Origin of the sequence: Pseudomonas sp. 9.2(2024), from assembly GCF_039695385.1 — a bacterium.
Taxonomy (GTDB): domain Bacteria; phylum Pseudomonadota; class Gammaproteobacteria; order Pseudomonadales; family Pseudomonadaceae; genus Aquipseudomonas; species Aquipseudomonas paraglycinae.
Genome location: NZ_CP155585.1, coordinates 2358023 through 2379803 on the forward strand (window position 1 = coordinate 2358023; position 21781 = coordinate 2379803).

General features: G+C 62.5%; 14 protein-coding genes. 6 read left to right on the forward strand and 8 right to left on the reverse strand.

What is annotated here, in order from left to right; genetic code table 11:
* The first annotated feature begins 50 nt into the window (after positions 1-50).
* Entirely contained in the window at positions 51-1007 is a 957-nt protein-coding gene (locus ABFB52_RS10580; RefSeq protein WP_102717689.1) for an alpha/beta hydrolase, read from the forward strand.
* Between the two features lie 65 nt (positions 1008-1072).
* Here the strand turns inward: ABFB52_RS10580 and ABFB52_RS10585 are convergent, their stop codons facing one another.
* The 5 genes from ABFB52_RS10585 to pvdM form a co-directional block, all read right to left on the reverse strand.
* Positions 1073-3553, reverse strand: coding sequence for a TonB-dependent receptor (locus ABFB52_RS10585; protein WP_102686979.1), 2481 nt, complete (start codon positions 3551-3553; stop codon positions 1073-1075).
* A 113-nt stretch (positions 3554-3666) separates the two neighbouring features.
* Positions 3667-5316: a cyclic peptide export ABC transporter gene (locus tag ABFB52_RS10590; protein WP_085747863.1), complete on the reverse strand. Its 1650-nt coding sequence runs from the start codon at positions 5314-5316 to the stop codon at positions 3667-3669.
* Positions 5317-5425: 109 nt separating this feature from the next.
* Positions 5426-6313: a formylglycine-generating enzyme family protein gene (locus tag ABFB52_RS10595; protein WP_102686980.1), complete on the reverse strand. Its 888-nt coding sequence runs from the start codon at positions 6311-6313 to the stop codon at positions 5426-5428.
* Positions 6314-6352: 39 nt separating this feature from the next.
* Entirely contained in the window at positions 6353-7630 is a 1278-nt protein-coding gene (locus tag ABFB52_RS10600) for an aminotransferase class V-fold PLP-dependent enzyme (protein WP_129973116.1), read from the reverse strand.
* The gene (gene pvdM, locus ABFB52_RS10605; RefSeq protein ID WP_102717686.1) at positions 7627-8997 is read right to left on the reverse strand and encodes a pyoverdine-tailoring dipeptidase-like protein PvdM; all 1371 of its coding nucleotides are present in this window, start codon (positions 8995-8997) and stop codon (positions 7627-7629) included. Before pvdM ends, ABFB52_RS10600 begins: the two co-directional genes overlap by 4 nt.
* A 218-nt stretch (positions 8998-9215) precedes the next feature.
* Here pvdM and ABFB52_RS10610 point away from each other — a divergent pair, with 218 nt between their 5' ends.
* A complete protein-coding gene (locus ABFB52_RS10610) occupies positions 9216-10841 on the forward strand; it encodes a PvdJ/PvdD/PvdP-like protein (protein WP_085747859.1) in 1626 nt (541 codons plus the stop codon).
* 57 nt (positions 10842-10898) lie between these two features.
* Here ABFB52_RS10610 and ABFB52_RS10615 read toward each other — a convergent pair whose 3' ends face one another.
* From ABFB52_RS10615 to ABFB52_RS10625, 3 genes are read right to left on the reverse strand one after another with little or no spacing between them, the layout of a single operon-like run.
* Complete coding sequence (locus tag ABFB52_RS10615) at positions 10899-12293, reverse strand: efflux transporter outer membrane subunit (protein WP_129973117.1); 1395 nt, start codon at positions 12291-12293, stop codon at positions 10899-10901.
* A gap of 7 nt (positions 12294-12300) precedes the next feature.
* Positions 12301-14274, reverse strand: coding sequence for a MacB family efflux pump subunit (locus ABFB52_RS10620; protein WP_129973118.1), 1974 nt, complete (start codon positions 14272-14274; stop codon positions 12301-12303).
* Positions 14275-15438 carry an efflux RND transporter periplasmic adaptor subunit gene (locus ABFB52_RS10625; protein ID WP_129973119.1) on the reverse strand — a complete coding sequence of 388 codons (1164 nt, stop codon included), beginning with the start codon at positions 15436-15438 and terminating at the stop codon, positions 14275-14277.
* A gap of 321 nt (positions 15439-15759) precedes the next feature.
* On the opposite strand from ABFB52_RS10625, the gene ABFB52_RS10630 reads away from it, so the two are divergent.
* From ABFB52_RS10630 to ABFB52_RS10645, 4 genes are all read left to right on the forward strand, one after another.
* Positions 15760-16242: a sigma-70 family RNA polymerase sigma factor gene (locus tag ABFB52_RS10630; RefSeq protein WP_085747855.1), complete on the forward strand. Its 483-nt coding sequence runs from the start codon at positions 15760-15762 to the stop codon at positions 16240-16242.
* Positions 16243-16355: 113 nt separating this feature from the next.
* A complete protein-coding gene (locus ABFB52_RS10635) occupies positions 16356-17693 on the forward strand; it encodes a SidA/IucD/PvdA family monooxygenase (protein ID WP_129973120.1) in 1338 nt (445 codons plus the stop codon).
* A gap of 588 nt (positions 17694-18281) precedes the next feature.
* Positions 18282-20981 (forward strand): magnesium-translocating P-type ATPase, encoded by a 2700-nt coding sequence (gene mgtA, locus ABFB52_RS10640; RefSeq protein ID WP_129973121.1) that lies wholly within the window; start codon positions 18282-18284, stop codon positions 20979-20981.
* Between the two features lie 54 nt (positions 20982-21035).
* A complete protein-coding gene (locus tag ABFB52_RS10645; RefSeq protein ID WP_085607898.1) occupies positions 21036-21752 on the forward strand; it encodes an MgtC/SapB family protein in 717 nt (238 codons plus the stop codon).
* Positions 21753-21781 lie beyond the last annotated feature (29 nt).

The window sequence follows — 21781 nt, forward strand, 5'->3', positions numbered from 1 at the left end:
GGGGCGTTGCCGAGGCGCGCCCCTTTTTTGCTGATACAAGGATCTTCGCGATGTCGTTACACCCTGATCTGGAAGCCTTTCTCGACCTGGCTCAAGACAGCCAGGATGCCGGTCTGCCGGCGCTGCACCAAATGACTCCGGCCCAGGCCCGGGACACCTTCGAACAGACCACTGCGCAGTTGCGCTGGATGGCGCCCGAAGACCTGGACGTGCAGGCCATCAGCGCGACCGCCCGGGACGGTGCGCCGCTGGCACTGCGACTTTATCGCCCGCAAGGTGTGTCAGCGCCAATGCCGGTGCTGGTGTATTTCCACGGTGGCGGGTTTGTGGTCGGAAGCCTCGATTCCCATGACGGCGTGTGTCGCGAGTTCTGCCGGCGCACGCCATGCGCGGTGCTCTCCGTGGGCTATCGACTGGCGCCGGAGCACCGTTTCCCGACGGCACTGGAAGACGGTGAGGACGCCTTGTCGTGGCTGGCCGAACACGCGGCTTCGTTGGGCCTGGACTCGGGCCGGGTCGCCTTCGGCGGTGACAGCGCCGGGGCCACGCTGGCCACCGTACTGGCGGTGCAAGCGGTGGTTCAGCCGCACACCGTGGCCATCGCACCCAAGGTTCAGTTGTTGTGCTATCCAGTCACCGACGCCTCCCGTGCCCATGATTCGCGGGCCCTGTTCAGCGAAGGCTATCTGCTGGAAGACGAGACACTGGACTGGTTTTATGGGCATTACGCGCGCACCCCGGAAGATTATCTGGACTGGCGTTTCTCGCCGTTGCTGGCCGAAGATCTGCGTGGCGTCGCCCCGGCCATTGTCGTGCTGGCCGGGTTCGATCCGCTGCTCGATGAGGGCCAGGCGTATGTCGACAAGTTGCGTGAGCACGGTGTGAGCGTCGAGCTCGAGCACTGCCCGGGGCTGACCCACGACTTGCTGAGGCTGGCGTCGGTGATGCCCGATGTCCTGCAGGTACACGAAACCCTGAGCCGTGCGCTGCATCGCGCATTGAGCTGAACCTCAGACAAATTCGCAGGCCAGAAAAAACCCCGCAATGCGGGGTTTTTTCATGGTCGCTGTAATCAGAAGTCAGCTTTGACCGACATCACGAAATTGCGCGGGTCGCCATAGAAGTTACCGAAACCTTCGGTGCCCACAGTGGCGTAGTAGCGTTTGTCGAACAGGTTGTTGCCGTTGAGGGCGACGGACCAGGTGTCATCGATGCGGTAGCCGATGCGACCGTTCCAGACCGCGTAACCCGACTGGGTGATGTTGTCACCGCCCAGTGGCGAGGTGCGGTAGTTGCCGCTCTGGGCGTTGACGCCGGCACCGATGGTGACGCGATCCAGAGGGCCGCTCAGGCTGTAATCACCCCAGACGCGCAGCAGGTGACGTGGTACGTAGGAGTTGTAGATCACGCCGTCCTGGGTGGCGTCGGCGTCTTCCAGCACTTTGGTCTGGGTGTAGGTGTAGCCGGCCAGCAGTTGCAGGCGATCGATCACTTCACCGCTGACTTCCGCTTCGAAGCCCTGGGCGCGGACCTTGCCGGAGTTCAGCGAGCAGGAACTGTCTTCACAGCGCGGGTCATCCTGGGCCGCATCTTTCTGAATGGTGCGGAACAGGTTGAAGGAGCTGTTCAGGCGACCGTCGAACCACTCGCCCTTGATCCCCAGCTCGTAGCTCTGGCCGATCAGGGGTTTGAGGGTGCCGCCGTCGATGGTCTTGTAGCCGCCTTGCGGGGTGAAGATATCGGTGTAGCTGGCGTACGCGGTCAGGTTGTCGTTGAGATCGAACAACAGCCCGGCAAACGGGGTGACCTGTCCGGTTTCGGTGGACTTGGTGTTGACCGGGGTGCCTTCGCCGCGGAAGTACTGCACGGAGTCGGTGTCGGACTTGTACCAGCTGACACGGCTGCCCAGCACGAAGGTCAGTGGATCTGCCAGCTTCAGGCGGGCGGTGGAGTAAACACCGTATTGCTTGATGTGCATATCTACCGGACCGCCCCGGGAGGCATTGGCCAGGTAGTAGCTTTCGTCAGGCTGGGGCAGGTGATGGTTCGGGTTCAGTACGTTCTGGCGCTGTGGCAACGCCGCCACGGCGTAGAAGTCATCCTTGTGGGAACGGCTGGCGTTGGCGCCGACGGTGAGTTCGTGCTGCTGGCCGAACGCGTCGAATTTGCCGTCCACGTAGGCATCGAAGCCGTAGTCGGTCTGCTCGTAGTCGTAGATGCTCCCCAGCATCAGCGTGTTGGAGCTGGTGGCGCCTACCGGCACCGCGCCGCTCGGGAACGCGTATTCCATGTCCTGGGTGTTGCGCGAGAAGACCCCGGCCACTTTCAGGGACCAGTCGTCGTTGAACTGGTGTTTCACGTCGCCGAAGTAGGTGGCGCGTTTGCTGCGCTGGTTGTTCCACGAGGTGTTCAGGCAGGTGGAGCGCTTGAGGTGCAGGTCGGAGCCATCGGCGTAGCGCGGCAGACCGCCCCAGCAAGGCGTGGCGTCGACGTCTTCATAGGCCATGCCCAGGCCCAGGGTGGTGTCGGGGCTGAGGTCGAAGTCCAGGGCACCGTAGTAGATCTGGTCCTTGCGGCTGGCCACGTCATAGAAGTACTGACGGGTCTGCTGGGTGACCACGGCGCGGCCACGGATGGTGCCGGCGTCGTTCAGCGGGCCGCCGGTGTCGACCTGACCGCGATAGTTGTCCCACGAGCCTGCCGAAAGCGACAGTTGGGTGTGCGGGGTGTCCTGGCCGCGCTTGCGCACGAAGTTGACGCCACCGGCCGTACCGCCTGCGCCTTTCATCATGCCGGCAGCACCGCGCAGCACTTCGACGCGGTCATAAATGGCCATGTCGCTGTTGAAGCTGTCGGCCTGTACGTAGCTGCTGCCGATGTCCAGCGGCACGCCGTCGTACTGGTACTGGCCGGTCATGCGAAAACCGCGCGAGTAGAAATACTTGCCGCCCATGGGCGAGTCGTAAACGGTGATGCCCGGAGTCTTTTCCATCACTTGTTCGATGGTGTTGAGGTTCTGGTCGTCCAGCATCTTGCGGGTCATGACCGTGACCGACTGCGGGGTTTCCTTCAGCGAGTGCACGCCCTTGCCGATGGTCACGCCACCGGTGGTGTAGGAGTTGCTGCCTTCGGTAGTGGCCGTCAGTCGTTGCCCATCGATGTTGGTCGGTGCCAGTTCCATCGCGCTGCCGGTGGCGGGGGCCAGCAGGGTCACGGTATTGCCGTCACGCTGATGACGGATGCCGGTGCCCTTGAGGATGGCCGCGATGGCGCTGTCGTCCGCATACCGGCCGTTGAGGGCGGTGGAGCGCAGGCCTTGCAGGCTTTCCGGGCTGTAGATGATTTGCAGGCTGGTCTGCTGACCGAGCGATTGCAGGGCCTGGGCCAAAGGTTGCGCCGGGATGTTCAGGGTCCATTCCTGGGCCTGGACATACGGGGCGACGGCCAGCGTCATTGCCAGTCCCAGGCCGGTGGTGGCCAGACGGGAGCGGGTAGCACCGTGCATGAGCAGGGCTCGGGTCAGTGGGCGAAGCATGAAGCGGGATGCGGACATGAGGTTAAGACCTTGGCAGGTATAGTTGTTAATGGTTCTTATTCATCTCATTAAGACGAGAAAGCCGCGGTAAACCGGAAAATATTTTTCCGGTCTGGCCGCGGCTTCGTCGATCAAGCGGTTTGCAGTTCGCTTTTGACCTTTCCGGCCTCCATGCGCACCAGTTGATCGGCAACGTCGAAGTAACGGTCATCGTGGGAGATCACGATGATGGTCTTGCCCAGCCGTTTCAGGTCGGGCAGGAGTTCGGTGTAGAAAATCCGCCGGAATGTCGGGTCCTGATCGGCGGCCCATTCGTCGAACACCAGCACCGGGCGCTCTTCGAGCCAGGCGTTGACCAGTGCCAGACGCTTGCGCTGGCCGGTGGACAGATCGGTGGTGGTGAACGCTCCGTCGCGCACGCTGACCTTGTGCGCGATCTCCAGGCGTTCGAGGTAGCGGGTAGCGTCCTGCGGTACTTCGCGGTCTCCCTGGATCAGGTCGTCGAACAGGTAGTAGTCGGCAAAGATCGTGGTGAAGTTCTGGCGGTAGTCGTCACGGTTCAAAGCGGTGATCGGCTGGCCGTTGACCCGGATCTCGCCTTCGGTCGGCGCATACAGGCCCAGCAGCAGTTTGATCAGGGTGGTTTTGCCGCAGCCGTTTTCACCGACGATGAACACGATGTCGCCTTGCTCGATGCGCAGGTTGACCGGTCCGAGGCGGAACGGTTCGCTGCCTGCAACCGGCGGGAAGGCATAACGCACATTGTTCAATTCCAGACGGTTGACGGCACCGGGCTTCTTGCCCTGGTCTTCCAGCAGCAGGTGCGGCTCGGGCGAGGAGAACTGCTCGCTCAGTTCGGCAATCCGGCGGAAGGCAATCTGCGCGCGGCTGATGATCGGCAGTGTGCTGACCAGATGTTCCAGCGGGCCCTTCATGTACAGCAGCACCAGCACAAAGCCGCTCATCACGGCCTTGTCACCGCTCGGCCAGAACGATTGCAGGGCCAGTGCCATACCGATCACCACGAAGAACAGCATCGATCCGAAGGACTTGGCGATCACGAACGTGTTGATGGATTTGATCTGGGTGTCGCAGATCTTTTCGGCAGTCTTCTGGATACCCGACACAAACATGCGCTGGCGGCGCGGGCGATGGATGCGCAGTTCCTTGGCACCTTCGGCGATCGCGTTGTAGTGCTTTTGCAGCTCGTCTTCGGAGTCGCGCGCCGCATAAAAACCGCGCATGCCCTTGGCGCGGGCAATCGCCTGGATGGTGGTGCCGATGGCGATTGCCACCAGCATCATCAGGAACATCGGCCAGGACAGCATCGCCAGATAACCGAGGCAACCCAGGGTCACGGTCATGGAAATGGCCAGCGGTGCAAACGCGAAGGCGAAGTCGCTGATGGTGTCCACGTCGTGGGTCAGCACCGGAATCAGGCGGTGGCTGCGATAGCGTTCGATCTGGTCGATCGGTGCCGACAGCACTTTCTCCCCCAGCTCTTTGCGCAGGCGGGCAATGATGTGCTGGCCGACGTAGTTGGTGCCGATGTCGGACAGGATCGTGGTCAGCAAGGCCAGGGCGCACAGCCCGGCGAAAATCATGACCACGGTGCGGGTCAGTCCGTCGGCCGAGTGCAAGGCGTTGTTGATGGTCGCCAGCAGCACGGTGACGCTCAGGCCGCCGATCATGCCGAGCACGATGGATACGCAGACAATCAGGCGGAAGGGCTTGAGCAGGGCGAACAATTCGTTGATCGCCCCACGCGTTGGCTTGGTCATGGAGGATTCCTGCTTCGGTGCGGAGGGAGTGCCGGTATGTAAGGAAAACGAATGGTCACGGGGTTTCTTTAAACGACCGCAGACGGGCTGCGGTCGCTGACAGGCGGGATCAGAGGTCGCGCACTACGCGAAAGCCCAGCCAGTCGCCCTTGCTGGTCGGCCAGCTGCTGTTGCGGTTGCCGGAACGGGAAAACACCGGTGCTTCGCCCCAGTCGTTGCCGCGCATGACCTGGCGTTCGCAGTTTTCCTGCACCCACGGACGACCGTCGTTGGGTACGCCGGAGTAATCCTTGTGATAACAGTCAGCCGTCCATTCGTAGACGTTGCCGTGGGCGTCGTACACGCCAAAGGCGTTGGCCGGGAAGGTGCCGGCCGGGGACGTGAAGTTGTAACCGTCGGCGGCGCCGTAGGTGTTGGCGTGTTTGGAAATCTGGTAGTCGCTGCCTTCGTCGAACGGGAAGGGGAACGATCCGGTGCTGCCGCCACGGGCCGCGTATTCACGGATCGATTCGCTCGGCAGGCGGTAGCTGTGGCCGGTCTTTTTCGACAGCCAGTCGATGTAGCCCTGGGCTTCGGCCACGTTCATGCAGACGGCCGGGTCGCGTTTGGTCTGTTTGAACTCGGGCTTGCCAGCGGTGCAGCGGCGACCCGGGCGATCATCGAAGTCATAGGGCTTGGCGCCGGTCTCGCGGACATATGCATCCCACTCGCCGACCAGCACCTGAAAGCGGCTGATGGCGAACGGTCGGGTGAAGGTCACTTCGTGGCGCGGGCCTTCGTCGGGTTCGCGGCCGACTTCGTCGTCCGGTGTGCCCATGGTGTAAGTGCCGGTCGGCAACACCACCATTTCCGGACAATCCTTGCAGTCCTTGAACACTTTGCCGGGGGCCGGCGGGGTGGCTGCCAGGGCGGCGCCCGGCAGAAGGCCCGCGCACAGGGCGGTCAGGGCCAGGGCGGGCAATGCCTTGAAGGTGATTGAGGCGTGAGGCTTTTTCATGAGTCGTCTCTGTTTAAAGTAAAACCGGGGGCGCAGGGGTCAGGCGCGCAGCGTCTTGCCCAGCAAATCGAGGAAACGGTCCACTTCGGCTTCAGTGTTGAGCAGACCGGGCGCGGTCCGGATCACCGGGCCGACGTCGCGGCTGACGGCATCACAGACCACGCGGTGTTTCATCAGGCGGGCGGCGATGTCATCGCTGTCACGGCCCTTGACCCGGAAGAAGCTGAAACCGGCAGAGAACTCCGGATCGACCGGGGTCACCAGTTCGACATTCGGCTGTTCCAGCAAGCGCTGCTTCAAATAGCTGTTGAGCTGATGGATGCGCGCCTGCACGTCGGCCTTGCCCAGTTGCAGGTGCAGCTTGAACGCTTCGTCCACCGCCCAGCGATGTTCGAAGGCGTGATAGCCGCCGGGCGTCATGGTGTTGGCGAAGGTCGTGGCTTCGGAGAAGGTCGGCACGCTGGGGCTGACGTATTTCACTTCGTCACTGCGACTGCAGACGATGCCGGTGCCGCGCGGGCCGAACATCCATTTGTGCGTGCCGGCGATGAAGAAATCGCAGTTCATCTGCGGGAAGCTCAGGTCTTCGACACCGAAACCGTGCACGCCGTCGACCACGTAAATGATCCGGTCCTTGTCGTCGCGGTTTCGGTTGTGTTCGTCGACGAGGCGGGCGATATCGCCAATCGGCAGTTTCACACCGCTGCCCGAGTGCACCCAGGTCATGCCGAGAACGCGGGTTTCAGGGCGGATGTTGCGATTGATGGTGTCGAGCACCTGATCCGTCGAAACGCTTTGCGGGTTCTCGAACAGCGTGAGCTTGCGCACCCGGGTGCCGTCGCGGGCGGTGCGGAAGTCGAGGATGTTGCGGGTGGAGTAATGCTCGTGAACCGTGGTCAGGATTTCCTGGTCCGGGCGTACGTGCGCACTGCCGTAGATCATCGCCAGACCTTCGGTGGTGCTGCCGGTGAGGGCGATCTGGCTTGGCCTGGCCTGCAAGTACTGGCCGGCCCAGACCCGCACGTTTTCTTCGCGCTGTTCGGTGACGCCCAGATCCCAGTCCATCGCCAGGCCCGGATTGCGGTCGATGTCCGCACGATGGCGAGCGATAGCCTCGCGCACGGGCCTTGGGTGCGATGTCACCAGGAAGTTGGCGAAGTGGATCGCGTCCGGATCCTGTTCGAACATCCCGCGCAAGACCAACCATTTGTCCTGCGGCGAAGCGGCGGCGCGGGCCGGTTCAGCCAGGCTCACGCCCAGAGGCAGGGCGGCGGCCAGTACGCCGGCCTGCTTCAGAAAAGTGCGGCGGTCAGTCATGGTCGGGTCGTGTCCTGACGGGAGATCAGGGCAGGTTTGGCGGCTTTCTGCACCTGATCCCAGACCCGCAGGAAGTTGCCGCCCCACAGCTTGGCGATGTCGGCTTCGGAGTAACCGCGCTGGATCAGTTCGGCGGTGACGTTGCGGATCTCGCCGACGTTTTCCCAGCCCTTGATTCCGCCGCCGTCATTGAAGTCCGAAGAGATGCCGACGTGGTCGATGCCGATCTTGCGCACGGTGTAGTCGATGGCGTCGCCGAAGTCCTTCAGGGTGGCTTTCGGTTCCTCTTCGAGAATTCCGTACAGGCCGCTGGCGTACTGACCGAGTTTCTGTTCCGACCAGGCGGTGATGATCGGGTCGCCCGGCATCAGCGCCATGGCCAGGTTCGGCAGAGGCGGCAGATCGAAGCGGGCGCGCAGGGCGTTGAGTTTGTCCTGGGTGCCCTGGGTCAGCGGTTTGAGGTACTGCGAGAAACCGACCACCTGCACCACGCCGCCGCTGTTCTTGATCAGCTGCAGTTCCTTGTCGCTTAGGTTACGCGGAATGTCCACCGCCGCTCTCGGCGCGGAGTGCGAAGCCACCAGCGGTGTACGGCTCAGTTGCGCAACCTGCTCCAGGCCCTTGGTCGACATCTGCGAGACGTCGATGATCACGCCCAGGTCATTGAGGCGGTGCACGGCCTGTTTGCCGATGTCCGAGAGGCCGTCCAGCGCATCCGGGGAATCATTGAAAAACGGCAACGGGCGCGAGGAGTCTGCCCAGCTGTTGTTGCCGATATAGCTGAAGCCGAACATGCGCATGCCACGACCGGCCCACAGGTCCAGTTTGCTCAGGTCGTTACCCAGCGGGTAGGCGTTGAGCATGCTGATGAAAATCGCAAACTTGCCTTCGCCGTGCAGGCGGCGGAAATCGTCAGGGGTATAGGCGATGCCGACCTGATTGGGGAAGTCGCGCACCAGGCCCGAGATGATCTTGTAGCGCACTTCCTGTTGATTGCGGGCCTCTTCGACGAAACCGTCGGTAGGCCGGTGCGGCGCGTTCGGGCCGTTCCACATCTCCGGCCAGCCGAACACCGTCAGCGCCGCGCCGGACAGCCGTCCACGGTTGGCCTTGATCAGGTCGAACTGCCCGGAGCCGTCCTTGTCGGCTTCATTGCCATGGGCGCCGAAACTCAAGGGCACGGTGATGTGGCTGTCGAACGACAGGATTCGCTCCTGCAGTTCGGTGGCCTGTTTCATCACCTTGACCGGGTAGCCGGGATTGTCCCTGAACCAGTAATCCCAGGCCAGAAAGCCTGCGCCGGCGCTGATCGCCAAGGCCAGCGGCAGGCCGATGTATAGAGCCTTTTTCGAACGCGGTTTTGTCATTGCCATCTCATTCAGGTTCGCCGTCGAGGTACAGGCGCAGGGGCCTTTGCTATCTGGGAGGAACGACTGGGGAGGCAAACAATTTAGCGAGGCGGCAAAAGAACGCGTGGACGCGGTCGGGGCCTTTGGAGATCTTTTCGGGCAGGCGATAAATTTACCGCACCAGCAAACGTTCTAGCTTGGATAAAGCCTGCTTCATGGCTGACACAGGTAGGGCAATGACGATCTCTCGACGCTGGTTCATGGCGGGCATGGCACTCACGGGCGCTGCGCTGCCTGCCGCTTTTTATGCACATCGTGAGCTGACCCGCGAGGAGGAGCCGATCACGCCCGGCGAGGCCACGGTGGATCTGGCGGACACTGCCGGCCAGCAGTTGGCCGACAACCTGCGCGGTGTCTGGGACATCCGTTTCACGGGCGCCGATGCCGGACTCGACGGCCTGCCCCGTGAAGGCCTGGAGTTGTTTCTCGATATTGCCCAGCGCGGGCGCGGCTTGCGTGGCTGTCTCGACACCGGCGCGCGGTTGCGGGGCGACGGTTTGCCCCGCTATGACGTCATTGGCGATCTGGTCTCGGGTAATGGCGCGCAGTTGTACTGGCGTCTGATGCGCACGGACCAGCCACAGGCGCCGGCGGTCTACGAGCTCGATGTCAAACTGGACGAAGTCTGGGCGGCCTTCGGCAATGCCGGCAGCGGCACGTTCACCGGGCAGGTGCTGCGCCTGGATCGGCCGCTGGGTCTGCCGGAGCTCGATAACCGTTTCATCGCCATCAAACGCCGTTTCCCCGAGGCGCGTGAGCGAACCGGTCTGAACCCGACCTTGCTGGCGTGGCTGGTATCGCCTGAGCATCGCCTGTTTCACCAGCTCTGGCATGCCTCGCGGGACAAGTGGCACAAACTGTCCGAGAAAAAACGCGATGCGTTGCGCGGCATCGGCTGGCAACCCGGCCCGCGTTACAAGGAGCGTGATGCGCGCGGTCCGCGCAAGGATCGCAACGGCTCGGGCATCGACTTTTTCTTCATGCACCGGCATATGCTGGGCACCGCCCGCTCAATGCAGGACTTGCCGTCCTGGTTGAAATTCCCCGCGCCGCAACCGGAGCTCGAGCGTGATCGTCTGGGGTTCGCCCGCTACTTCGACAACCACGACGGCGATGCCTTGCCGCCGACCTGGCTGACGGAAGGCGATGACGAATACACACAGTGGGTCAGCGACATCAAGACGGCCGAGACCTACCACAGCAACTTCCAGGTCTGGGAATCGCAGTACACCGATCCGCGCTATCTCTCGAAGCTGACGCTCGGCCAGTTCGGCTCGGAAGTCGAGCTGGGCCTGCACGACTGGCTGCACATGCGCTGGGCATCGGTGGCCCGTGATCCGTCCAACGATATTCCGGTGCCGATGGCCCGGGATCAGGCTGACTTCGCGGCGCGCTGGTATGCCCCGGAAAACGATTTTCTCGGCGATCCGTTTTCCTCCCATGTGAACCCGGTGTTCTGGCGTTTCCATGGCTGGATCGACGACCGCATCGAAGACTGGTATCGCGCTCACGAACGCTTTCATCCAGGTGAAGTGAGCCGCCTGCAAGTCAATGGCGTCCAATGGTTTGCACCGGGGCGCTGGGTCGAGGTCGATGATCCGTGGCTCGGCCCGGACACCCATGGTTGCAGCACCGTTCCCGGCCTTCAGGCGGGACGTTCGGTGGAGATGGACCCGGAGACCATGAAGCTGGCATTGCGCATCACGTTCGGCGATGAAGACAACATGGCCGACCTGTTCCGCAAAGTGCCGCAGCGGCCGTGGTACGCCAGGCATCTGAAGGTCAAGGGGCGACAACTCTGAAGGCAAAAAAAATCGCAGCGTCGGGCTGCGATTTTTTTGCCTTGAACAAAGCGCTGTTCAGATGACTTGCCAGCCCCCGCCCAGCGCCTTGTACAGCGCAATGCTGGCCTGCAGGCGTGACAGCCGCAGCTGCACGTTCATGTCCTGGGCGGCATACAGCGTGCGTTGAGTCTGCAACACCGTCAGCAGATCCTCGGCGCCGGCCTGATAGCGGCTCTGGGCGATATCGAACGCGGTCTGTGCCTGGCGCAGTTCCTCGCCTTGCCATTGACGCTGTTCATCGAGGCCGCGAATGCTCGTCAGGGCTTTTTCCACGTCCGCAAAGCCATTGATGATTGCGCCGCGATAGGTCTCCAGCAATTCTTCCTGGCGCGCCGTGGCCTTGTCGCGTTCGGCACGCAGGCGGCCATTGTTGAAGATCGGTGCCACCAGACCTGACGACAGGTTATAGAAGGTCGTTCGCAGCAGATCCGATGCGAGGTCGGCGCCGGTGCCGAGGCTGGCGGTCAGCGTGACCTTGGGCAGCATGGCGGCGCGGGCGACGGTCACATTGGCCTGGGCGGCGGCCAGTCTGGCTTCGGCGCTGGCGATGTCCGGGCGCCGTTGCAGCAGATCGCTGGGCACGCCGCTGGCGATGTCCGGCCATTGCAGTTGGGCGAACGCCTGTCGGGGTGTCGGCAGCTCCTGCACCGGTTGGCCGAGCAGCGCGGCCAGGGTAATCAGCGCCTCGCGGGCCTGTTGTTGCACCAACGGCAGTTTGCGCTGTTGTTCGGCGACCAGGCTTTTCTGCTGGGCCAGTTCCAGCGCGGTGGCGCTGCCAGCGTCGTAGCGGGTCTGCACCAGATGCAGAACGCTTTGCGCATTGGCCAGATTGAGTTCGGCGATCCGCGCCTGTTCGCGCAGCGCCAGGGCCTGGGTGTAGCTGTTGGCGACGGCACTTTGCAGGGTCAGTTCCACCGTCGAGCGATCGAACTCGCTGGCCTGCACGCCGAACACCGCGCTGTCCCGGGCGGCGCGTTTGCCGCCCCAGAAATCGATTTCGTAACTGGCGCTCAACTCGGCGTCGTAGTAATCCAGCGAGCGGTTGTCGGGGTTCACGTCGAGCTGGCTGTAGCCTTTGCCGTGCAGGAGTTTCTGGCGATTGGCATTCAGCCCGGCCTTGACCTCGGGCAGCAGCGGCGCACCGGCGATTGTCGCGCTGGCCTGCGCCTGCCTCACTCGGGCGACGGCGGCGGCCAGGTCATGGCTGCCCAGTCGGGCCTGTTCGATCAGATGATCGAGTTCCGTGCTGCCGAAATGCGTCCACCATTGTCGATCGCTTTGGCTGGCGCCGGGATGTTCGGGCGATTGCCAGGCGGGCGGTGGTTGCAGGCCGCTGTCGGGTCGTGGCGCGGGGCTGCCGCAGGCCGCCAGCAAAACACTGGCGGCGAGAAGTGTCAGGGGGGCTTTCATAGGTCGATCATTCACTGGTGAGGGCCTTGACCGGATCGAGCCGGGCGGCCTTGCGGGCAGGCATAAAGCCGAAGATGACACCGGTGGCCAGCGCGCAACCGAAGGCGCCGAACACTGCAATCCACTGGAACGCCATGGCGACGCCGCTGAGTTGCAGCACACCGCCGACCAGCATCGCCAGGCTGATCCCGGCAACGCCGCCGACCACCGAGAGCATCACTGCCTCGGTCAGGAACTGGCGCAGGATGTCGCGCTGACGGGCGCCGGTGGCCATGCGGATGCCGATTTCCCGGGTACGCTCGCGCACGGTCATGAGCATGATGTTCATCACGCCGATACCGCCCACCAGCAAGGAAATGGCGGCGATCGCGCCGAGCATCAGCGACAGCGTGCCCTGGGTTCGCGCCTCGGCCTGAATCATGGCGGCGTTGTTGGTCAGCTCGAAATCCTTTTTGCCGTTGTGCCGGCGCAGCATCGATTGCTCGATGGCTTGCTCAGCCTCTTTGACCTTGCGGGCGTCCCGCGCGGCGATGACCACATACTCGGGATTGCGGCTGCCGAACAGGCGCATGCTGGCGGCGGAGTAGGGCACGGCGATCCGGTTGTCACTGTCCGAGTCGCCAGAGCTGGAGCCTTTTTCCGCGAGGACTCCGAGCACCTGGAACGGTACGTTTTCGATCAGGATGTATTGACCGACGGGATCGGCGACATCCTTGAGCAGCTTGTCGCGAACCTTGGTGCCGATTACCGCCACGGCAGCGGCGCTGTCTTCGTCGGCTTGCGTGAAGTAGCTGCCCTGGACCACCGGCCAATTGAAAATGGTCGGGAAATTGGTGTCATTGCCGCCCACGTAACTGGTGTGGTCGGCATTGCCGAAGCGCACGCCGGCGGTCGAGCCGTTGACCGGCATGATGCGCTCCACCTGGGGCAGGGCAGCCAGTTCGGCGACGTCATCGAGGGTGATGATGCCCGGTGGCGTGCGCGGGTTGGGGGCAGCGCCGCTGAGGTAAATGATGTTGGAGCCGAAGGCGCCCATTTGCGCCATTACCTGGCGCTTGCTGCCTTCGCCCACCGCCAGCATCACCACCACGGACGCGACGCCGATGACGATGCCCAGCAGGGTCAGCGCGGTGCGGAAGCGGTTGACCCACATCACTCGCCACGCCGCTTGCACGGCGTCCACCAATTCGCCTTTCCAGGCGCCGGTCTGGGTGCTGCCGGTGTTCAGACGCTCGCGCAGATCCACGGCCTGCAATGCGCCGGAACCGACGGCGGGCGAGGGGGGCGATGACGGATCGGCGGTGTCGCTGATGATCAGGCCGTCGCGGATCTCAATGATGCGCTTGGCGCGTTGCGCAACTTCGCGGTCGTGGGTGATGAGAATCACCACATGGCCCTGATCCGCCAGTTCATCGAGCAGGGTCATGACTTCGGCGCCGCTTTGGCTGTCGAGTGCACCGGTGGGTTCGTCGGCGAGAATGATATGACCGCCATTCATCAGCGCACGGGCAATCGATACCCGCTGCTGCTGTCCGCCGGAGAGTTGGTGCGGGCGGTTGGCGGTGCGCCCGGCAAGACCCAGGCGAGTCAGCAACGCGTGGGCTCGGGCGTGGCGTTCGGCGGCCGGTGTGCCTGCGTAGATGGCCGGCATTTCGACGTTTTCCTGGGCCGAACCTGACGGAATCAGGTGATAGCCCTGAAACACGAAGCCGAACGCCTCGCGTCGCAGCCAGGCCAGAGCGTCGGTGTCCAGCCGCGCGACCTCTTCACCGGCAAACAGGTATTCGCCGCTGGTCGGTCGGTCGAGGCAGCCGAGGATGTTCATCAGTGTCGATTTGCCGGAACCAGACGCGCCGACGATCGCCACGAATTCGCCGGCATGAATCGACAGATCTATGCCGCGCAGCACTTCCACCCGCGGACTGTCGCCGCCGCCGTAGGCTTTGCGGATCTGCCGCAGGTCAATCAAGGGCGTTTGCATTCAGCCTCCGTTGCCAGTGGCCGGGCTGCTCAGGACATGATCGCCTTCGACAAGTCCTTCAAGAACCTGCGTGCGCAAGCGGTCGCGGATGCCGGTACGGACTTCCCGGGATTGAACCTCGCCATTGGCGGCGACCACCTGCGCCAGTTGCCAGTCCGCGCGAGCGCTGTGTTGCAGGGCGGCGGTGGGCACGGTCAGGGTGTTTTGTGCCTGCTGCGAAACGAAGAACACCTGGGCGGTCATGTCGGTCATCAGGGTGTTATCGGCGTTATCGACATCCAGCAATACCGTGTAAAGCACCACTCGTTCGCTGCCACTGCGACCGCTGGTGGGGCTGGCGCCCTGGCTTTGTTCGAGCGGACGCGGCGGCACCGGCAGAATCTGCCGTACGGTACTGCTCCAGCGACGGCTGCCGCCGCTGAGGGTGGTGAAGTAAGCGGTCATGCCCGGTTTGACGTGACCGATGTCGGCTTCGGAGACCTCGGCCCACACGGTCATCGGAGAGAGCCGCGCGATCCGCAGAATCAGCGGGGTCTGCTGTTGCGCGTTGAGTGTCTGGCCTTCCCGGGCGCCTACCGCCACCACCGTGCCGGACATCGGCGCATAGATGCGCGTGTAGCCGAGCTCGGCTTCGTCGCTGCGCAGACTGGCTTGCGCCTGGCGGATCTGCGCCTGGAACATGTCAATGCGCGCCTGCGTGGCGCGCACTTCGGCCCGGGCGGTCTGGACGTCTTCCTCGCGGGTGGCGCCGCCGGCGGCGAGTTTTTGCTGGCGCTGGTACTTTTGCTGCGCCAGCTCATGCTGGGCGCGTTGCTCCTGCAACTGCGCCTTGAGGTTCTCGATGGAGAACCGGCCTGCGTCGAGCTTGGCCTTTTGCGTGGACGGGTCGATTTCCACCAGCAACTGGCCTTCCTTGACCACATCGCCGGCCTCGACATGAATTTTCTGGATCTGCCCGGACGCCTGGGCACCGACATCCACATAGCGCCTCGGTTGCAGGGTGCCGAGTGCGGTCACGCTGTTTTCGATATCGCCGCGTGTCACTTGAACGGTGGCGAGGGTCTCGCGGCCCGGCGGCAACACCTGCCATGCGGCAACAGCGATGACAGGGATCAGGCAAAGGGCGATGAACAGGGCGCGTCGGGCGGGGCGGGGACGTTTCATGCAGGGTTCCGGCCAGTGGAATTCGGCCCGTCGTTCAGCAGGTGAACAGGTTCGGTCGGTCGCTGAACGCTGTCGCAAGGCACGACAGACACGGGGAGCTGTCCTGTAAACGATGAATGCGCAAGGGAATTTAAGTGCTCACACACGAAGTTACAGGTTGCCCGGCAGGACTATTTGTCTGGTGAAGAGAATCACTACTTTAAATCTATATGAGAATTACTATAAATTACGCCCCTCAAGTTGCCACTATCTTGCTACTGCCCACTGGGCGGTCAGGATCGGGCTCAAGGACAGAAACCGCACCCCACGCGGCCGGGAGTCATGTTGGAAAACTACTATCGCGAATTGGTGTGTTTCCTGAACGCCAAGCTCGGCAACCGCCAGGTCGCCGAAGATGTGGTGCATGACGCTTATGTGCGGGTGCTGGAGCGCTCCAGCGACACGCCGATCGAGCAACCCCGGGCTTTCCTCTACCGCACCGCGCTCAATCTGGTAATCGACGACCATCGGCGCAATGCCCTGCGTCAGGTTGAATCACTGGATGTGCTCGACAGCGAAGAACGCTATTTCACTCCGTCCCCTCACAGTACCTTCGACCACAGTCAGCGCCTGGAGATGCTTCAGCGTGCCCTGGCAGAACTTTCGCCGCTGTGCCGCGAAAGTTTTCTGCTGCGCAAGATCGAAGGTCTGTCGCACCCCGAGATTGCCGAACACCTAGGGATTTCCAAGGCTCTGGTGGAAAAGCACATCGTCAACGCCATGAAGCATTGCCGCCTGCGCATCAAACAATGGGACGCCCATTGAGCCGTCGTCGTTAAATTTTATTTCACTGTCCTCGTTCCTACTCAACAGACGATCTGCTGTCCTGCTCAAGGCCGGTCAGGTCACTCAGGCTTTTCGTCCAGAGGACACTGGAAATGACACAGGCAATTGCATCGCCCATCGTTCACGACCTGATCGGCGTCGGTTTCGGCCCTTCGAACCTGGCGCTGGCCATCGCTCTGCAGGAGCGCGGCCCGACCCAGGGGGAACTGGATGTTCTGTTTCTCGACAAACAACCCCACTACAGCTGGCACGGCAACACCCTGTCGACCCAGAGCGAGTTGCAGATTTCCTTCCTCAAGGATCTGGTGACCCTGCGCAATCCGACCAGCCCGTACTCGTTCGTCAACTACCTCAAGCACCACGGTCGCCTGGTTGACTTCATCAACCTCGGCACCTTCTACCCGTGCCGCATGGAGTACAACGACTACCTGCGCTGGGTCGCCGCGCAGTTCACCGAGCAGAGCCGCTACGGCGAAGAAGTGCTGACCATCGAGCCGGTGCTGCACAACCATCAGGTCGAAGCGCTGCGGGTGATTTCCCGTGATACCGAAGGCCAGCAATTCGTGCGCACCGCGCGTTCGGTGGTGGTCAGCGCCGGTGGTACGCCGCGCATTCCCGAGGCGTTCAAGGCACTGAAGGGCGACGGTCGGGTGTTCCATCACTCGCAATACCTGGCCGAGATGGCCAAGCAGCCGTGCAACAACAACCAGCCGATGAGCATCGCGATCATCGGTGGCGGCCAGAGCGCGGCGGAAGCCTTCATCGACTTGAACGATTCGTTCCCGTCGGTACAGGTCGACATGATCCTGCGCGGCTCGGCCCTGAAACCGGCGGACGACAGCCCGTTCGTCAACGAAGTGTTCTCGCCGGAATTCACCGACCTGATCTTCCAGCAGAAGAGCAGCGAGCGTGAGCGTCTGGTCAACGAGTACCACAACACCAACTATTCGGTGGTCGACATCGACCTGATCGAGCGCATCTACGGCATCTTCTATCGCCAGAAGGTTTCCGGTGTTGCGCGCCATGCGTTCCGCACCCTGACCACGGTCGAGAAAGCCACCGCCACCGAACGCGGTATCGAACTGACCGTGCGCAACAACGCCACCGGCGAAGTCACCGTGCGTGCCTACGACGCGGTCGTGCTGGCCACCGGTTACGAGCGTCAGATGCATCGCAAACTGCTGGCGCCGCTGGAGGAATACCTGGGCGATTTCGAGGTCGACCGCAATTACCGGCTGATCACCGACGAGCGCTGCAAGGCCGGTCTGTACATGCAGGGCTTCTGTCAGGCCAGCCACGGTCTGAGCGATACGCTGCTGTCGATCCTGCCGATCCGCGCGGACGAGATTGCCGGCTCGCTGTATGAGCATGGCAAGAACCGTGGGCACAGCCGTTCGGTGATGGACTTGTTGCTGGCGACTGCCAGCTAAGTATCCTTTCAGCCTCCACACTGATCGTTCCCACGCTCTGCGTGGGAATGCCTCAAGGGACGCTCCGCGTTCCAATGGGGCGCAGAGCGTCCCCGGCTGCATTCCCACGCAGAGCGTGGGAACGATCTCGGCGATCTCGGGAGCAATCCTGAACCCTTCCTGAACACCCGCCACATTCCCCGACACACTTCCTTTTGCGGGTTTACTCTCCAGACATCGGGGCGTAAGCTTCGCGCGTTTTCATCAATAGCGGAGACCCACAGTGGGTACTTGTTCGAGTGACAGTTGTCGGCCGGTCCTTGTAACCGGCGGATTCTCGGCAAGATAACGCGCATTCCTTTGTGCCGTTGTCTCGCCGAACAGCGAGCAGCGGCATCCCGATCATGACCGGTCCCGGTCATGTCCCGACGTCCTTCTCATCGACACTGAAAAGCCTGTGAAGTCGACTTCATCGTCGTCATTGCAGCCCTATCGACACGCCTGTCTTTTCTGACCGGCGCGCCACGCCTTGCCGTGCCGGTTTTCCGGTGCCCGAGACGAGGACGTACCTGCTCGACGGTTTCCCGGCTGACCATAGGGGCAACAGCCATGAAACTTACGCTCAAGGAATTTTTCGCAGGCTTTCTGCGGACCCGTCACATCGCCCGGCACTTCCGTCGCCTGGCCTTGCTGGAAACACTCAACGACACCACGGTCAGCCGTGAAGTGCCGCCGACTCTCGCCAATACGCTGGTGGACGCTGCCCATTGCGACAGCGGCGTGCTGCTGTCGAACCTCGGCACCCACACCGACGGCCTCACCGATTTCGAAGTCGATGTGCTGCGCGCGCAGCATGGCCTCAACGAAGTCGAACACGAGCAACCGCTGCCGTGGTGGACCCACCTGTGGCACTGCTACAAAAACCCGTTCAACCTGCTGCTGACACTGCTGGCGGTGATCTCGTGGCTGACCGAAGACCTCAAGGCCGCGATCGTGATTTTCTCGATGGTGGTGCTGTCGACGCTGCTGCGCTTCTGGCAGGAAAGCAAATCCAACCAGGCCGCCGACGCGCTCAAAGCGATGGTCAGCAACACCGCCACGGTGCTGCGCCGGGATGCGCCGCGCGCTGAATTGCCGATCAAGCAATTGGTGCCCGGCGATCTCATTGTGCTGTCGGCCGGCGACATGATTCCTGCCGATTGCCGGGTGCTCAGCGCCAAGGACCTGTTCGTCAGCCAGGCGGCGATGACGGGTGAATCGATGCCGGTGGAAAAATTCCCGCGTCAGGCCGATCGCGACACGCGCAATCCGCTGGAACTCGACAACATCCTGTTCATGGGCACCAACGTGGTGTCAGGGACGGCGGTGGCGGTGATTCTCACCACCGGCAACAGCACCTATTTCGGTGCATTGGCACAGCGGGTCGGGGCGACGGATCGTGCGGTGACTTCGTTCCAGCAAGGCGTGAACAAAGTCAGCTGGCTATTGATCCGTTTCATGTTTGTCATGGCGCCGCTGGTGTTGTTCATCAACGGTTTCACCAAGGGCGACTGGACCGAAGCGCTGCTGTTCGCGCTGTCGATTGCCGTGGGCCTGACCCCGGAAATGCTGCCGATGATCGTCACCTCGACGCTGGCCAAAGGCGCGGTGTTCCTGTCGCGCAAGAAAGTCATCGTCAAACGACTGGATGCAATCCAGAACTTCGGCGCCATGGACGTGCTGTGCACCGACAAGACCGGCACCCTGACCCAGGACAAGATCTTCCTGGCGCGCAATGTCGACGTCTGGGGCGAAGACTCCGATGACGTGCTGGAAATGGCCTACCTCAACAGCTATTACCAGACCGGCCTGAAAAACCTGCTCGACGTGGCGGTGCTGGAACATGTGGAAATCCACCGTGAGCTGAAGGTTGGCACGGCGTTTCGCAAGGTCGACGAGATCCCGTTCGACTTCAACCGCCGGCGCATGTCGGTGGTGGTGGAAGGGCGCGGCCAGCCGCATCAACTGATCTGCAAGGGCGCGGTGGAGGAGGTTCTGTCGGTGTGCAGCCGGGTGCGTCACGGTGAAGTCGACGAAGCCTTGAGCGATGAATTGCTGGCGAAAATCCGTCAGGTCACCGCAGCATTCAACGCTGAAGGCTTGCGCGTGGTAGCAGTGGCAGCACGGTCGATGCCGGAGGGGCGTGACACTTACAGCCTGGGCGACGAGCAGGAACTGACGCTGATCGGTTACGTGGCGTTTCTCGATCCACCGAAGGAAAGCACCGCCCCGGCACTCAAGGCCCTAGCCGAACACGGCGTGGCGGTGAAAGTGCTGACCGGCGACAACGAGCTGGTGACCGCCAAGATCTGCCGCGAAGTCGGCCTGGCCCAGCAAGGCCTGCTGATGGGCAACGACATCGAGCGCATGAGCGACGCTGAACTGGCCGTGGCGGTGGAAACCACTAACGTGTTCGCCAAGCTGACGCCTTCGCACAAGGAGCGCATCGTGCGCATCCTCAAGGGTAATGGTCACGTGGTCGGGTTCATGGGCGACGGCATCAACGACGCCCCGGCGCTGCGCACCGCAGATATCGGGATTTCCGTGGACAGCGCAGTGGACATCGCCAAGGAAGCGGCCGACATCATCCTGCTGGAGAAGAGCCTGATGGTGCTGGAGGAGGGCGTGCTGGAAGGGCGCCGGACCTTCGCCAACATGCTCAAGTACATCAAGATGACCGCCAGCTCGAACTTCGGCAACGTGTTCTCGGTGCTGGTGGCCAGCGCGTTCATTCCGTTCCTGCCTATGCTGCCGATGCACCTGCTGGTGCAGAACCTGCTGTATGACATTTCGCAGATTGCGATCCCGTTCGACAACGTCGACGACGAGATGCTGAAACAGCCACAACGCTGGCAGCCGGGCGATGTCGGGCGCTTCATGCTGTTCTTCGGTCCGATCAGTTCGATCTTCGACATCACAACGTTCGCCTTGATGTGGTACGTGTTCGATGCCAACACCCCGGATCACCAGACCCTGTTCCAGTCCGGCTGGTTCGTGGTGGGGCTGCTGACCCAGACGCTGATCGTGCACATGATCCGCACGCCGAAGATTCCGTTCCTGCAAAGCCGCGCGGCCATGCCGTTGCTGGTGATGACCGGAATCATCATGGCCGTGGGCATCTTCCTGCCGATGGGGCCGCTGGCGCACTACTTCAAATTGCAGGCGCTGCCGTCGATGTACTTCGTGTTCCTGCCGGTGATCCTGCTGGCGTACATGGCACTGACCCAGGCCGTCAAAGGCTTCTACATCCGCCGCTTCGGCTGGCAGTAACAGGCAAGATTCCCCCCTTGTGGGAGCAAGGGGGGCGGTTTCAAGGAGTTCGACATGCAAGCGATCAACAATCTCAACCTCACCTCATTGCTCGACACTTTGGTCAGCCTCAGTGCGGCGTTCATCCTCGGCGGCCTGATCGGCTTCGAGCGCCAGTACCGGCAACGCACGGCGGGCTTGCGCACCAATGTGCTGGTGGCGGTCGGCGCGGCGATTTTCGTCGACATGGCCAACCGTCTCGCCGGTGCCGAAGGCGCGGTCCGGGTGGTCGCGTATGTGGTCTCCGGCATCGGCTTTCTCGGTGCCGGGGTGATCATGCGCGAAGAGGGCAACGTGCGCGGCCTCAACACCGCCGCCACGCTCTGGACCTCGGCGGCCGTCGGCGCCTGCGCCGGTGCCGACCTGCTGGCCGAAGCGGTGCTGGGCACCTTGTTCGTGCTCGCCGCGAATACCTTGCTGCGGCCGATCGTCAACAACATCAACCGTCAGCCGCTCGATGTGGTCTCGGCGGAGGTCACCAACATCGTCTACGTCATCGCCCGGCGTTCGCAGCAAACGGCCGTGTTCGCCTTGCTTGAAGCCGAGCTCGAACGCAGCAACTACCCGGCCAGTGACGTCGATGTGCACGCCTTCGGGGCCGATGAAATCGAGATCGAAGCGACGCTGGCGACCACTTCGGTGGACGGCGATGAGCTGGATGCACTGGTGAAGCGGATTTCCACTTCAAGCCTGGTGGTGCAGGCTTTCTGGAGTCCGAGCACTACGGAATAAAGCGTTCAATGCGGATGAATGACGGTGTT

Excerpts from the sequence above, each read along its gene's own strand:
- ABFB52_RS10580 (WP_102717689.1), top strand. The coding sequence starts at position 51 with ATGTCGTTACACCCTGATCTGGAAGCCTTTCTCGACCTGGCTCAAGAC.
- ABFB52_RS10585 (WP_102686979.1), bottom strand. The coding sequence starts at position 3,553 with ATGTCCGCATCCCGCTTCATGCTTCGCCCACTGACCCGAGCCCTGCTC.
- ABFB52_RS10590 (WP_085747863.1), bottom strand. The coding sequence starts at position 5,316 with ATGACCAAGCCAACGCGTGGGGCGATCAACGAATTGTTCGCCCTGCTC.
- ABFB52_RS10595 (WP_102686980.1), bottom strand. The coding sequence starts at position 6,313 with ATGAAAAAGCCTCACGCCTCAATCACCTTCAAGGCATTGCCCGCCCTG.
- ABFB52_RS10600 (WP_129973116.1), bottom strand. The coding sequence starts at position 7,630 with ATGACTGACCGCCGCACTTTTCTGAAGCAGGCCGGCGTACTGGCCGCC.
- pvdM (WP_102717686.1), bottom strand. The coding sequence starts at position 8,997 with ATGACAAAACCGCGTTCGAAAAAGGCTCTATACATCGGCCTGCCGCTG.
- ABFB52_RS10610 (WP_085747859.1), top strand. The coding sequence starts at position 9,216 with ATGACGATCTCTCGACGCTGGTTCATGGCGGGCATGGCACTCACGGGC.
- ABFB52_RS10615 (WP_129973117.1), bottom strand. The coding sequence starts at position 12,293 with ATGAAAGCCCCCCTGACACTTCTCGCCGCCAGTGTTTTGCTGGCGGCC.
- ABFB52_RS10620 (WP_129973118.1), bottom strand. The coding sequence starts at position 14,274 with ATGCAAACGCCCTTGATTGACCTGCGGCAGATCCGCAAAGCCTACGGC.
- ABFB52_RS10625 (WP_129973119.1), bottom strand. The coding sequence starts at position 15,438 with ATGAAACGTCCCCGCCCCGCCCGACGCGCCCTGTTCATCGCCCTTTGC.
- ABFB52_RS10630 (WP_085747855.1), top strand. The coding sequence starts at position 15,760 with ATGTTGGAAAACTACTATCGCGAATTGGTGTGTTTCCTGAACGCCAAG.
- ABFB52_RS10635 (WP_129973120.1), top strand. The coding sequence starts at position 16,356 with ATGACACAGGCAATTGCATCGCCCATCGTTCACGACCTGATCGGCGTC.
- mgtA (WP_129973121.1), top strand. The coding sequence starts at position 18,282 with ATGAAACTTACGCTCAAGGAATTTTTCGCAGGCTTTCTGCGGACCCGT.
- ABFB52_RS10645 (WP_085607898.1), top strand. The coding sequence starts at position 21,036 with ATGCAAGCGATCAACAATCTCAACCTCACCTCATTGCTCGACACTTTG.